Genomic DNA, 14,239 nt, shown 5'->3' on the forward strand with positions numbered 1-14,239 from the left:
GATGGAGACAAAGTCTACTGAATACCTTTTAGAAGTGAAAGGGCTAAAAAAGCATTTCGATGTCACACGAAGCCTTTTCGGGCGCAATAAGCAGTTTCTAAAGGCAGTCGATGGCGTCGATCTTATGATCAAAAAAGGCGAAACACTTGGTATAGTCGGTGAGTCAGGATGTGGAAAATCAACAACAGGCAATGTGATCACCCGACTGCTTGACGCGACAGCTGGTGAGGTATTGTTTGAGGGTGAAGATTTAATGAAGCTGAATAAAAAAGAAATTCGTGAAAAACGAAAAGACATACAAATGGTGTTTCAAGATCCTTTTTCCTCGTTAAACCCTAGAATGCGAGTGTTTGAGCTCATTGCTGAACCGTTACGCACACACAACATCGTCTCTGGATCAGCTTTAAAAGAGGAAGTCTATAAGTTGTTGGACGTCGTTGGGCTCGATCATTCCTTTGCTCGCCGTTTTCCCCACGAATTTAGCGGAGGCCAGCGGCAGCGCATTGGCATTGCTCGGGCGCTGGCGTTACAGCCGAAACTCATCGTCTGTGACGAACCCGTTTCTGCACTTGATGTGTCCATTCAATCGCAAGTGCTGAATTTGCTCGCACGACTGCAAAAAGAGTTTCAGCTCACGTATATATTTATTGCCCACGGCCTACCAGCGGTAAAACATATTAGCGATCAGGTAGCCGTTATGTATTTGGGGAGAGTGGTGGAATTAGCCCCGACAGAAGCCCTTTTTTCTCGACCGAAACACCCATATACAGAAGGCTTATTCACGCAATTCCTGTACCCGACCTACATTGCGGGCAAAAACAGAAGGGGATCTGTTGGAAGGAGACTTGCCAAGTCCGGTGAATCCACCCCCTGGTTGTCATTTCCATACACGATGTCCATATGCACAAGAGAAATGTAAAACCGAGGAACCGAAACTGTTGAACACGACGGACGAAGGTCATCGAGTCGCTTGTCACTTCCCTCTTGAAGCAGGTCACGGTGTGATTGTGGGTACAACATAAGTCAAGAATGTGGAGGAGAGCGTGAATGAATCGTTGTTTGAAAAATCTTTATGACTATTTACCGGTACAGGAAGGGTTGTCATTTTTAAAGGATGATCATAATCGGACACTTGATGAGCAAATCAAGCTAACAGAAATACCTGCACCGCCATTTAAGGAAAAATTGAGAGCTTCCTATATGATACAGGCGTTTGAAAACTATGGTTTGGAAGATGTTGAACAAGACGTTGAAGGGAATGTAACAGGGTTATATCGTGGATGTTCCGATCACCCGTTGCTCGTGGTTTCAGCTCATATGGATACGGTGTTTTCCGAAGGAACAGACACGACCGTACGTCGGGATAAGGAAAGGCTATACGCTCCAGGTATATTCGATGACACGCGTGGCCTTGCAGAAATGCTCTCCATCATCCGAGCATTACAGAAAAGCCAATTGCAAACAGGCGGGTCAATTCTGTTTGTTGCTACGGTCGGAGAAGAGGGCATAGGGAATCTGCGCGGAGTAAAGGCGCTGTTTGATCATCGATCTGATATTTGTGGATTTATTTCCATAGACGGCACGAATGTCGGTCGGCTCGTATATGAAGCCACAGGGAGTCGCCGATACAAAATTGAATACACTGCGACTGGTGGACATAGCTACGGTGATTTTGGTTTGCCTAGTGCCACTCATGCTGCAGGCCGAGCGATAGCAACGATTGCCGATCATAAGTTGCCTGCACAACCGAAAACAACGTTTACCGTTGGGGAAATTCACGGTGGCACAGCGATCAATGCCATTGCCAGTTCAGCTCACTTCTTACTTGATATGCGGTCCACGAGTATAGCGGCACTCGACACGTTGGAATCGGAAGTGTTAGATGCGTGTAGAAGAGCCGCGGAACAAGAGAACTTCCACTGGGAAGCGGGAGATGATGTGAAAGTCAACATTACATGCATCGGAGAACGTCCAGCAGGCAGTCAATCGCAATCAGCGACGATCGTACAAATTGCTGCGGAAGCGGGTCGGCTCGTTGGGATTAAACCCATTTTCCATGGATCCGGAAGTACAGATTCAAATGTACCGATTCACCTTGGCATTCCTGCGGTTACCGTAGGTCGAGGCGGGGAAGGTGGAAGTACCCATACATTAAATGAATGGTTTGCACCGGAAAAAGCATACGCCGGTCCTCAGCGCACATTCCTTGCAATGCTCGCACTTATCGGTATCCTCGGTACGTCTGACCCTATGCTCTCGTCTAGAAATGACGCGTCAATGATCTCACAAAATGAATAAAGGGTCAGATGAAGCAAATTTAATGTAAATAAGGTGAAAAGGATGCCAATCGAACCTGAAAAAACGCATACTCCACGAAAGCGCATCTTTACCGAGCCCGTCTATAAATATTTGTTCGTCTCCGCTGCTCTTTTGTTTCTTGTGATGTCCCGTTATTGCCGGTCCCTGCAGAAATGGGGGAACGAGGCTGGAGTACGCTGGCCATCGTATTTCTAGGTATCTGTCTTTGGTTTACAGGATTAATCCTCCCGCAGTCACAGCAATGATGATCATTGTGCTCTTTCCATTGTTTGGTGTACTTGGCTTTGAAGAATCAGCCAGTACATTGGGTCGTGAAGTCATCTGGTTAATTATTGCCATGCTAATGATGGGTGCAGCCGTTGAAAAAACAGGGATGGACAAGCGGATTACTTACAATATGTTGGTCTTTACGAGAGGAAACATGAATTTAATCACTCTAGCCCTCATTACTGCAGGTTTTATTCTTACATTTTTTGTTCCTAATGCAATTGGTCGCGTTGTTGTGCTTGTTCCGATTGCGCTAGGCATTGTCCACTCCATAGGCGGAGATGAAAACCCTAATGTCGGTAAGGCGAGTATGTTTGCGATTACGTATACGCCGATCATTTGTGCCGTCGGCTCATCACCGGTGCTACGGGATCGGTTTATGCTGCTAGCTTGTTTGAGTCGATGCTAGGATATAGCTGGACCTATGTGTATTGGATGGTTGTCATGCTTCCGAGCACAGCTGCTACCTTGCTCGTATTGTGGCTCGTAATCAGCTGGATGTTCCCGGTTAAAAACGTCAATAAACGTGCGGGTTTAGACTACTTCCATAAAGAAAAAGACAAGCTTGGTCGGATGTCTATGAATGAAAAAAAGCTTGTAGCGCTTTATGCAGTTCTCATACTGCTTTGGATTACACAGCCTGTCCACGGTTTCTCCATCTCACTCTCAGCTCTGATTATCGTCATTTTTCTCTACCTTCCAGGTATGGAAATTATGGTGTGGAAAGAAACGGTGAAAACTGTCGATTGGTCAGTACCTATTCTTTTTGCTGCCGGATTTACGATGGCACTTGCCTTTGAAGCAGGGGGGATTGTCAGCTGGGCATCATCATTGGCATCAGCGCATCTGAACGAACTTCCGCCACTGTGGCTGGCTGCTACACTACTCGGTGCCTTTTCGCTCATTCGTATTGGGTTTACAAACATGACGGCAATGATTGCGTCAATGTTGCCAGTCGCATTAACGTTTGCCGTTGGCACAAGTTTTAACCCGGTGTGGCTCGGCATGATCTGTTTGGCTGCCTGCAGTACAGGGTTTCTTTTTCCGTCTCAATCCATTGGTACGATGACTACGTATTCATTAGGGTATTACACAAGCCAAGAACTTCTGAAAGTCGGTACGTGGATCACAATCGCTGTTTTTGTGTTCACGTTGCTTGCTGCGTTTCTATACTGGCCATTCATTGGTCTGCCCATTCATTAATAAAGAGGAGGAATTACCTTGAACAAACAAGTCCTTTCTGCAAACAAACAACTCATTGCTTCTGCTGTCGATACTCGTAAAGATGAACTGCGGGAACTTGCGCTCAACATCCACGCTCATCCAGAATTAGGCTATCAGGAATTTAAAGCGTCAACATGGCTTAGTGATTGCTTGGAAAAAGACGGGTTCATCGTAGAACGTGGAACGGCCGGACTGGAGACAGCCTTTTCTGCTGTATGGGAAGGTAAACCAGGTGGACCGACACTCGGTATACTCGCTGAGTACGACGCCTTACCTGGTCTAGGTCATGCATGTGGGCATAATCTTATCGGCACATCATCCGTTGGTGCCGCCCTAGCATTAAAAGATGCATTTCCCGAGCTCCCTGCCAAAATTCAAGTGCTTGGTACACCGGCTGAAGAGGGTCTTGGCGGGAAAGTTATTATGTGCGAAGAGGGCGTTTTTGATGATCTTGATGCGGCGATGATGTGTCACCCAAAAAACCAAACGATGGTACTGCGCGGTGGTTTAGCTCGTGTAAGCGTAACGTTCAAATTTTTTGGAAAAGAGTCTCATGCCGCATCCGCACCGGAAAAAGGCATTAGTGCACTGGACGCAGTCATCCAAAGTTTTCACGCAATTAATAGCCTTCGTCAGTTTTTTACCGATGACGTTCGCATTCACGGTGTCATTACAAAAGGCGGAGATGCCGCAAATATTGTACCGGGATACAGTGAAGCGCAGTTCCTGATTCGAAGCAATACACGGACAATGCTTGAAGAAGTGAAGGAGAAAGTCTATGCCGCTGTCCGTCAATCCGCTGCTAGCGTCGGCGCGAAGTGTGAGATTGATGAGCACCTCGTTTACGCTGAACGAAACACGAACGTATCCTTAGCCATGCTATTTAAAGAGAATCTTGAGGCCATGGGAATTGCTGTTCATGCCCCGCCTGCTCAAGGTGGTATTGGTTCATCAGATATTGGCAATGTCAGTCAAATCGTTCCGACAATTCACCCATATGTAAAAATTGGGGAAGCGACCAACCATACACATGAGTTCACTGAGGAAACGAAATCTGAAGGTGGAATTGCGGGTATGATCCAGGCAGCAAAAGCGCTCGCCATGACAGCTTATGATTTGAGCGTACAGCCCGAAGCACTTCAACAAGTTAAAGATGAATTCAAAAAATGGGAAGAAGAAAAGAACGATAAAGGAGTGGTGAATCAATGATTACAGAAAACATTTCCGTAGAAAAAGATAAACTGCTCGTAGCATTAAACAATCATGACAACGCGTTGCGAGATCTAGCCCTGAAAATCCATGCTCATCCGGAGCTTTCCTTCAATGAACAAAAAGCTGTGGGGTGGCTCACATCCTACCTACAAAAAGAAGGATTTAAGGTGAATCAAGGGGTCGCTGGTTTGGGAACAGCATTCACTGCCGAATGGGAAGGGGCACCAGGCGGTCCAATTATCGGGATCCTTGCTGAGTATGATGCCTTGCCTACGCTTGGCCATGCATGCGGACACAACCTCATTGGAACAGCTGCAGTAGGAGCGGCCGTGGCGTTAAAGGAGGCCTTTCCCTCATTGCCCGGGACGATAAGAGTCATCGGTACACCCGCAGAAGAAGGCGGAGGTGGAAAAATATACATGTGTGATGCAGGCGTTTTTGACGATCTGGATGTAGCGATGATGGTTCATCCTAAAAACAGTTCGATGGTTCTGCGAGGTGGCCTCGCCTGCGTGAGCGCGAAGCTAAAGTTCTTCGGCAAAGAATCACACGCGGCTTCTGCTCCTGAAAAAGGCATAAGCGCCCTGGATGCAATGCTCAATAGCTATAGCGCCATCAATAGTTTGCGCCAATTCTTCACAGATGACGTTCGGATTCATGGGATTGTTACCCATGGTGGCGATGCGGCTAACATTGTACCCGGATACTGTGAAGCAGAATTTATTATTCGAGCGTCAACAAGAAAACAGTTGTTGGACGTTAAAAGCAAAGTTTTCGAATCAGCACTTCAAGCAAGCCGTGCCGTTGGTGCGGAGTGTGAAATTGATGAAGGACTGGTCTATGCGGAGCGCAACAACAATAAAGCACTTGCCCATCTATTCCAAGCCAATTGGGAAACGATAGGTGTTGAAGTGGTAGAGCCCCCAAAGGTGGGAGGCATCGGGTCATCTGACATCGGCAACGTCGGCCAAGTCACCGCCACGATTCATCCGTATATAAAAATCGGTGAAAGTATTAATCATACGTTTGAGTTTACAGACGAAACAAAATCCGAGGGTGGCATGATCGGGATGCACCAGGCCGCCGCAGGTTTAGCAATGACTGCATACGACCTTTGCACAGATGCAGAAGCGCTCAAAAACGTCCGAAATGAATTCGAAAATTGGAAAAAAGAAAACGAAAAACAATAAACACGAAGCCTAAGCAATAAGACGGGGACACGAATGAAGAACAAACATGCTGTCGGCGCGAGCCGCGCCGAAGTAAGACCGGTTTCGTCCGGCCCCGGTGGGGCCGCGCAAGATTGCTCGTTGTTTGGCAGAATTCCCAAACTGCGCGCAAGTTTGGCGAAATCGTAGCTAAAATCGGTAAAAAGCGCAAACTTGCGCGCAGATGGGGGAAACTCGCGCGCAGAACGCGGGTTCGTCCCGCTCCTGCCACTCCGCCCCCCCTGCGGCAACCGGCCCAAAAACCATTCTCTGCATCCCCATAGCCAAACCCCTAACATCTTGTCGGCGCGCGCGCCGAACCGACGCCGGTCTTGCTTCGCCCTCGGCCCGCAAGCGTTCTTTCTACCCTGTCTTTTACTCCCCACAAAAAAAAATCAAAAAAAAGTTTTAAAAATAGGTTTAGTTTCTTTGAAAATGGTGAATATCATAAGTAACCCCATACCCCCTTAGTTATATATATGACCGGGCGCTATCCCCTGAATGCGAACGGTCGCTGGAGTGAATGAGAGTACATAGAACTCTTCAGAAGCTCCGGTACATATTGGAGGCCGCAAGAGGATCGCCCTCTTGCGGCCTTACGCGTTTCTTCCTATTATAAAGAAAACCCGCAAGGCGGCTGCCTCACGGGTTGGTTCACTTATTGAATGTCAAGTGCGCGGTGCAAGAATGCTGCGAAATGTGCGCGATTTGCGGTACGCTCTGGTTGGAAGTCTCCGTTGTTTCCAGTTGAGATGCCTGCCGTTGCAAATGCGCTAATGGCATCGTAGTTGGCATCGTCTGAGCTAATGTCGTTGAAGCTTTCACCACCAACATACTCATCAAGTTCAAATGCTTGGAAGAATACGGATGCAACGTGAGAGCGTGTCATCGGTTCTGATGGCATGAATTCGTTGTTCGAGTTTCCGCCGAAAAGTCCGGCTTGCTCTACAGCTGCAATGGCTTCAGCGTTATGGTGAGTAGCAGATACGTCGCTAAATCCTGGCTCGCCGTCAGCACTCAAATCAAGTGCGCGTGCGAGAAGTGTAGCCGCTTGTCCACGGTTTAATTCAACGCGTGGGCGGTATGTGTAGTCAGAGTAACCGTTGATGATGCCGCCTTCGCCAAGCTCTGTAATTTCAGTATAAGCGAAGTGGTCACTGTTTACATCGTGATATTGTCCTGCGGGTAGTGGTTCTGGTTCCGGCTCTGGTTCAGGTGTTGTTTCAGAAGCAACCTCTTCTTGCTCCGTGAGGACACGCTGTGCGCCTACATAACGGCTTCCCCAGTAGTATGGGTCGTTGATGCTGACGATGGATACGCCGCGTGATGATGCTGAGTGGATCATGTCGCCTCCACCGATGTACATGCCGGAGTGAGATACGCCACTTCCAGAAGTGTTAAAGAAGACTAAGTCTCCAGGTTTCAAGTTGCTTTTCGAGACGCTTTGGCCCGCATTTGATTGTGCGGCGGCGGTTCTCGGTAAGTCTTGGTCGAGTGCGCGATCGAAGATGTAGACGAGATACCCTGAGCAATCAAAGCCACTCGGTGATGTCCCTCCGAATCGGTATGGTGTTCCTAAATGTTTCTTTCCTTCTGCAATCACTTCATTTGCAGCTGAAGAAGCGCTCGCTGGTGTGTAGTCTGCAGCAAATGCAGAGAACGCCAGCACGGCACTGGCCGCAGCCATTAAGAATTTACGCAATGTTACTTTCCCCTTCCCCCGTAGCACCCCTGCTACTTAAGTAATGAATAATAAAACTTATGTAAGTATGTAATTGTGTTTGTTAGTTGTCGTGTTGGTTGAACAATTCATAGTCTATCATAGGAAAATAGCCATGACGTTTACAGTTATGTAACAAGTTGAAGACAGAATGAAACATTATATGTCACAATATCGTAAAATAAAGGCAAATTAAGCTTCGGAATAAAGAGGGTTCGACAGAATTCTCCGTGCAAATGTCGATTCTTGCCGCATTTCTCATGTATAAGTCCCTAGAAGCGCCTTGTATTCTCGTTTGTAACATGGTTGTAACAACACTATACAAAGAATTCTCGATCGGCTAAAATAAGATAGAATTGAACACAGGCACACGAAGGAGTATGTATGAAGAAACTCGGATTATCGCTCGGCCTTTCTTTGCTCGTTGTGGCAGCAGGCTGTGGGCAACATGAGCAACCTGAAGAGATTTTTAACCGTTCAAAAGAAGTGATGGCAGACTCGACGGAAAGTACCCATTTTAAGCAGTGGCAGAATTTGAATGTGAGCGGCGAATCGACGAACATTAATACGCGCGGGGCAACGCGTTTGCAGCCGTTTGAATTATATATGATCAGTACGATGGATCTTGTCGACTTCAATGAACCGTTGGAATTCGAATTTATGATTGATGGTGACGAAGCGTACTATAAAGAAGACGGTGAACCGACGCAATTTGCAGACGACGTACAAAGTACGGTCGTTGACATGATTAACCCTCTCGATGAAATGGATCGGTATGCGCCATTCGAACAGTCGATGCTTATGAAAGAAATTGAAGACTACTATGAAGTGTCGTTTCGTACCGACCAGGAGCAACATATTCCTCTCGTTATGGAAAAGATGGAACAGTGGGGTGTAGTTGAAGAGGACTTGGAAGGTGCAATAGAAGATTCTATTGAAATTGAGCGAATTGATATGGTCGCGTTTATCGATAAAGAGACGTATCAACTTCATCAATTTGATACCCGGTATCGTTTCCTCGTCAACATCCAAGGGGACTTGCATCAGATTGATGATCAGCAAAGCCTTCGTTACGAATACATCAATGAAATCGATGGCGATTTAGAAACGTTCGTCCGTTGGTTAATTGAAGAAGAGCAGCAAGAAGAAGATGATGAAGAGGAAGACGAAGAAGAACTGCTTTAAAAGAATGAAGAAGAGCGGACGATGACTCATCGTCCGTTTTTTTAATTTGTAATCCACTGCCGAGCATGTATGATCAGATACATATTCCTATAAATAATTCATACGCATCAAATATAATGACAAGTAAAACAATCGAAAAAGTATAATAAATGGACTAAAATCCTAATTTTGTTAAGAAGATTAAAATACTCTCGGAAAAAACTAGCAATATATGTCTTCATATTGTAAAATTGGTGACAACTTGTCGAAATATCCATACTAGTGCAAGAACGAACTGGAATAAATTGCATGGATTTATGAAAAACCGCCTAGTTTTTAATTGACAGGTGGTTTTCAAGGTCTATATAATGAATCTTGGTAGTCTTGCAATCTAGGAAAATATGGTGATTGACGAAGTTACCAAGGAGGCGATGAGGAACGAGTTACTAATGATCATCATGTAGTTTGACCATTTGTCGCCCGTCCGAAATGTCTCAGAAGTTAAGAATGGCGGTACAAAGTTGTTTCATAATTCTAAAGAGGCAACTTGTGCATTATACAAAAGGAGGAGTAAGAATGGCTTACCAACCAAAGTCTTACCGAAAGTTTATTGCAGGTACGATGACTGCAGCAATGGCAGCATCAGCATTTGCTGTCACTACGCCTCAGCAGGTTGCTGACGCTCAGGAGCAAAGATTCTCGGATGTATCTCCATCGCACCACGCGTTTGAAACAATCCAAAGAGCAGCAGACAGAGGGATTGTAAATGGTTACTCCGATGGTACATACCGTCCAAGCGAGCAACTCATCCGTGGGCAAGCAGCACGTATGCTCGCAAACGCAATTGATTTGGATACACCACCTGTAACATCAACACCATTTGAAGACCTAAGTGCAGATCACGTATATGCAGATGTTGCATCGGCAATGCATGAAGCAGGTATCATCATTGGACGTCATGGCGGTACGCAATTTGATGCAGGTACAGTCATCTCCCGTGAGCAAATGGCTTCTATACCTTGTTCGTGCATTTGACCTTGATCCTATTCCAGGCGCAGATCACGGAATTGTTGACCTTGATGACGCGTATGAAGCTCACCTTGAGAACATTGAAATCCTTTCCCACCACGGCATTACACGTGTCGACAACGGGAACTTCCGTCCAAAAGAATCTGTTGACCGTACACAAATGGCTGTCTTCCTTGACCGTGCCATGGACGTACGCAACACATTGGATGCAGGCCTCGTAGATATCGAAGCCGTAAACAACCAAACTGTACACGTTACATTTAATAGTGAAGTTACAGGCGTTGACGCTGAGCAGTTCGATATCCCTGGTCTTGAAGTTCTTGACGCAACTGTTGTTGCTGGACCAGAAGGTGAGAACAACGTCGTAAGCCTTACAACTTCTTCACAAACAGCAGAAGAAGAATACCGCCTTTACTACAACGGCGAGCGTACTTCTCTTACATTCCTCGGCAGTGGCGCAGAAGCAACAACTCCGGTTGATGTAACAGAAGTTACTGCGATCACTCCTTACGGCGTTTACGTAGAATTTGACGCTCCAGGCGAAGAGCTCGTAGACGCAACTGTCGTTGTTCAAGACCCTAATGGTTATACACACGAAGTATATCCACAAGACCTTGCTGCTGACGATACGGAAGCACTTTTCGAATTCGTTGAAGCCCCAGTATTCCCTGAAGCAGGTACGTGGATTGTTAACGGCGTGAACTACACAATGGAATTCGGCATCGGTGTAGAAGCTCTTGACCGCATCGGTGAAACGGTAGAACTTACATTCAATTCTACAGTAGAAGAACTTTCTGTAAACGACATTGTCGTTCGTGATGCGATCACAAACGAACGTCGCGGAATTGCTTCTGTTGTTCTTGCCGAAGATGGTAGATCAGCACAAGTAACGTTCTTAGCATCATCTGATCAAGGTGGCGGTGCATACTTAGAGCCACTTCGTGAGTATGTCTTCCAAATGACGATTCCTGGATTCCCTCCAGCATCTTACACATATGAGCGCCCGGGGTATCTTGAAAATGTACGTGTGGTTGACTCAAGCGCGAGCAACGAAACAGTCACTTTTAACGATGGAACGACATTGAATGCATATGAAGGAACAGACTTCGAAGCTGTTCTTGGTACAGGCGGTACAGTAGCATTCAACAGCAACTATGACATCGTTGATTTCTTCATCGCTGACGAAGAGGTACTTCTAGGTGCTGTAACTGATGTAGAATTCGATGGCGATACACCAGTTGAAATTGCCCTTAATGGCGAGTGGTATGACCTTGCTGATGGTTATGACCTTCGTTACAATGGCGAAGTTGGAACATCACTCGCATCTGTAGGCGGCCCAACAGCTGACTATGCGAAGTTTGTTTTAAACAGCCAAGGTGAAGTTGCATTCTACGATGCGTATGATTGGGATGCTTCAATTCTTGTTGAAGAAGTAAATGACGGAATCGTCTCTGGATTCGGTCAAGAACTTGACGTTAACGATTACACAATCGTTGAAGATGGTCAAACGATCAGCTACGGGGATCTAACTCGTGGAGATAACCTCTTCTTCAATGACAGTGCAGAGTATGCAGAAGTATACAATGACGTTGTTGTTGGAAACATTGACCGCATCTTCCAAGACAGTGTAGTCATTGATGGCGTCGAGTATGACTTCGATACAGACAGTGCGTACTACATTGATGAAAATGATGAAGTAAGACCATTAACTGCTCAAGTTTTTGAGGACTTCGAGAACAGCGATGAGCCAGTTTCTCTATATCTTAACCGTGCAGGTGAAATCTCCTTTGTTCTAGGTGACCTTGGTAGCCTAGTACGTAGTGAAGATGGCGCTTACCTTACTGCGGATGCAAATGCATTCTCTCAAGGAAACCGCGAAATTCTTGAACTAAACTACGTGAACACTGCAGGTGAGGCAGAAGCTGTCACTCTAACCAACCAAACGATTACTACATTGAATGGGTATACACCTGGTCAAGCGGTTTCTAGTGACGATGATCGGATTGTTGATGACTTTACATTTAGTTTCGCTGGTGACGGCACTGGCTCAATTCAAATCAGTGCTGAGGGTGACTTAATTAGTACAGTTACTATCGACGAAACCAATAACGTTGCAGGACAAATCATTGACCTTGTTCGTAACTCAGATGGAGAAGTTGTAGGGCTTAATACTCTTGCACCAGCAGCAAGCTTTAATGTTGGTCGTGATCTAGACTCTGCAAATGTAGGTCAAAACTTCCTAAACCTTGGTACGGAAGATGATCCAGCCAACGTTCGTGTATTCAGTCAAACTCCAGTGTTCCTTCAAGATGGAGATGGAGACCTTGAGGGTGTATATAGCTGGGGTGAGATTGAAGACTTCGATCTAGTACACGAAGCAACGGTATACCACAGCAACAGCACTGACGGTGTCGTTGATTACCTGGTCGTTGATATCGACAATACAGATATCGAGAGTGCAGTAACAGACTATAACGTCGTTGTAGACAGCGTTACGCTGAATGCTGCAGGAACTGAAGTTGCTCGACTTACTGCCATCGTAAATGGTGAGCGTCAAACATTTGATGTAGACCTCGACGATGAAAATGAAGGCAATGACAGTGGTCTTGTAGACGCTGAAAATGCAGATGATGAAACAGTTCGTGGCGCATTAGCAGAAATTGGTGTGAACGAAGACGGAGTTGTTACAGAACTTAGCGCTGTTGAAGATGCTTCAGTTGTAGCTGGTGAGTTAACTGTTGAATCACTTACAAATCGTACAGTTAGCTTCGAAGTAGATGGTGTACAAACAACATTCACTATTGAAGCTGACGGCTACCTTGTAAGCAACACAGGTGACACACTAACAATCAATACTTCAAACCTTAACTGGTTAAGTGATATTGGTGAAGGAAACAGCGTTCGCGCAGTCCTAGCTGAAGAGAACAGCCGTTTCATTGATTACATCGTAATTGATGACGCTGGTGAAGTTGATGAAGAAGACGAAGAAGCTCCATTTGAAACTTTCTCAGAAGCACGTGCAGCACTTATTGCAGCATTCGCTGATCGTGAAAGAAACGACTTCCACACAGCTCTGGGCGCTATTGCAGATTTCGTAGACGTAGACTTCTATGATGAGAACCAAGAAGCATATTTTGAAGCATACGAAGATCTAGTTCTTTCTTCTGACGATGACGCTCCTGTTACTAGAGATGAGTTTGCAAGCTTCATTACAGACGTAAATGCTGCTAACCCAGTAGATGATGATGAAGATGAAGATGATGATGGAGACGAAAACGAAGATGTATCTATCACAATTAACTCCGCTACTCTTGAACTTGAAGATGGAGAATTAGAATTAGACATCGATTTATCTAATGAAACTGGCGATGTAACTTATGCAATTGTTATTGAGGATGACAGTGAAGAAGTAGTAAGCATTGCAGATGGTGATATAACTGCTGAAGACGGAACACTTACTGCAACTGTTTCTGAAATTGAATTATTTGATGCTAGTGAAGAATACACTGTTACTGTTACAGTAACAGATGAAGATGCTTCTGCTAATGATACATTTGATTTAACTGTTAACCCTGAATAAAACTAATCGAAACGTTCTCTGTTAAGCTCTGAAACAATGAGTAAACCAGAGGGAAAGTCCCCGCCTCCCGAGAGGTGGGGTTCTTTCTAACTGTTATGTGGAAATTGGTTGGTGAAAGCCTAACCCGTGGTTCAGCAAACTTTATATGACCACGTGCTTAATCTCCTGCGTCCAGTGACACGCATTTCCGTGGAAGGGGGCGAAGTCAGGTGAAGTCGTAGCGCCAAATGGCGAGCGGAGCTCCTTAAAAGGTTCCTATGGCTAGGGTGACGAATCCGTGTAGATGGGGCTAGAGGGAGCAGGTGCTTTGGAAAATATCGCATGCTAGGGTTTCGGCATCTGCCTCCTTACGATAGGTTGCAGTCGTAATTGCTGTAGTCGACGTCTCTCTTGCTCGAGAGCGGGAGCCTAAGGGAATCAAAACAAGGGATACACATAACGGAACGTTTGAAGCTTACAAACGCGAGGCTGGAATGAGCCTGAGACCTTTGTAAGTGGCAGCGGATTCGTAGTAAC

9 protein-coding genes and 1 pseudogene are annotated in these 14,239 nt (G+C 45.8%); 9 read left to right on the top strand and 1 reads right to left on the bottom strand.

The genetic code is table 11. The annotated features are described in order from the left end of the window. Nucleotide 1 precedes the first annotated feature (1 nt). From JCM19039_RS13210 to JCM19039_RS13235, 6 genes and pseudogenes are all read left to right on the top strand, one after another. A pseudogene (locus JCM19039_RS13210) lies at nt 2-1,022 on the top strand (ABC transporter ATP-binding protein). Between the two features lie 25 nt (nt 1,023-1,047). Beyond that, nucleotides 1,048-2,298 (top strand): M20/M25/M40 family metallo-hydrolase, encoded by a 1,251-nt coding sequence (locus JCM19039_RS13215; protein WP_042427897.1) that lies wholly within the window; start codon nt 1,048-1,050, stop codon nt 2,296-2,298. Between the two features lie 226 nt (nt 2,299-2,524). Next, nucleotides 2,525-2,995, top strand: coding sequence for an SLC13 family permease (locus JCM19039_RS26600; protein ID WP_193744236.1), 471 nt, complete (start codon nt 2,525-2,527; stop codon nt 2,993-2,995). Continuing rightward, on the top strand, nt 2,989-3,789 hold the full coding sequence (locus JCM19039_RS13225; RefSeq protein WP_255343665.1) for an SLC13 family permease: 801 nt from the start codon (nt 2,989-2,991) through the stop codon (nt 3,787-3,789). The genes JCM19039_RS26600 and JCM19039_RS13225 overlap by 7 nt, the downstream gene beginning before the upstream one ends. Nucleotides 3,790-3,807: 18 nt before the next feature. Continuing rightward, nucleotides 3,808-5,019 carry a M20 family metallopeptidase gene (locus tag JCM19039_RS13230; protein WP_052398790.1) on the top strand — a complete coding sequence of 404 codons (1,212 nt, stop codon included), beginning with the start codon at nt 3,808-3,810 and terminating at the stop codon, nt 5,017-5,019. Next, the gene (locus tag JCM19039_RS13235; RefSeq protein ID WP_081834515.1) at nt 5,016-6,212 is read left to right on the top strand and encodes a M20 family metallopeptidase; all 1,197 of its coding nucleotides are present in this window, start codon (nt 5,016-5,018) and stop codon (nt 6,210-6,212) included. The genes JCM19039_RS13230 and JCM19039_RS13235 overlap by 4 nt, the downstream gene beginning before the upstream one ends. 676 nt (nt 6,213-6,888) lie before the next feature. Here the strand turns inward: JCM19039_RS13235 and JCM19039_RS13240 are convergent. Continuing rightward, a complete protein-coding gene (locus JCM19039_RS13240) occupies nt 6,889-7,932 on the bottom strand; it encodes a C40 family peptidase (protein ID WP_052398791.1) in 1,044 nt (347 codons plus the stop codon). A gap of 402 nt (nt 7,933-8,334) precedes the next feature. Here JCM19039_RS13240 and JCM19039_RS13245 point away from each other — a divergent pair, with 402 nt between their 5' ends. The 3 genes from JCM19039_RS13245 (at nt 8,335) to JCM19039_RS13255 (ending at nt 13,723) form a co-directional block, all read left to right on the top strand. Further along, entirely contained in the window at nt 8,335-9,135 is an 801-nt protein-coding gene (locus JCM19039_RS13245; RefSeq protein ID WP_042427905.1) for a DUF6612 family protein, read from the top strand. A 555-nt stretch (nt 9,136-9,690) separates the two neighbouring features. Beyond that, entirely contained in the window at nt 9,691-10,149 is a 459-nt protein-coding gene (locus JCM19039_RS13250) for an S-layer homology domain-containing protein (RefSeq protein ID WP_042427908.1), read from the top strand. After that, on the top strand, nt 10,088-13,723 hold the full coding sequence (locus JCM19039_RS13255) for a hypothetical protein (protein WP_152550209.1): 3,636 nt from the start codon (nt 10,088-10,090) through the stop codon (nt 13,721-13,723). Before JCM19039_RS13250 ends, JCM19039_RS13255 begins: the two co-directional genes overlap by 62 nt. The last annotated feature ends 516 nt before the right edge of the window (nt 13,724-14,239 follow it).

Source organism: Geomicrobium sp. JCM 19039 (assembly GCF_000698145.1).
Taxonomy (GTDB): domain Bacteria; phylum Bacillota; class Bacilli; order Bacillales; family Marinococcaceae; genus Geomicrobium_A.

Coding starts and splice junctions, on each gene's coding strand:
- JCM19039_RS13245 (WP_042427905.1), top strand. CDS start 8,335: ATGAAGAAACTCGGATTATCGCTCGGCCTTTCTTTGCTCGTTGTGGCA.
- JCM19039_RS13225 (WP_255343665.1), top strand. CDS start 2,989: ATGCTAGGATATAGCTGGACCTATGTGTATTGGATGGTTGTCATGCTT.
- JCM19039_RS13215 (WP_042427897.1), top strand. CDS start 1,048: ATGAATCGTTGTTTGAAAAATCTTTATGACTATTTACCGGTACAGGAA.
- JCM19039_RS13235 (WP_081834515.1), top strand. CDS start 5,016: ATGATTACAGAAAACATTTCCGTAGAAAAAGATAAACTGCTCGTAGCA.
- JCM19039_RS13250 (WP_042427908.1), top strand. CDS start 9,691: ATGGCTTACCAACCAAAGTCTTACCGAAAGTTTATTGCAGGTACGATG.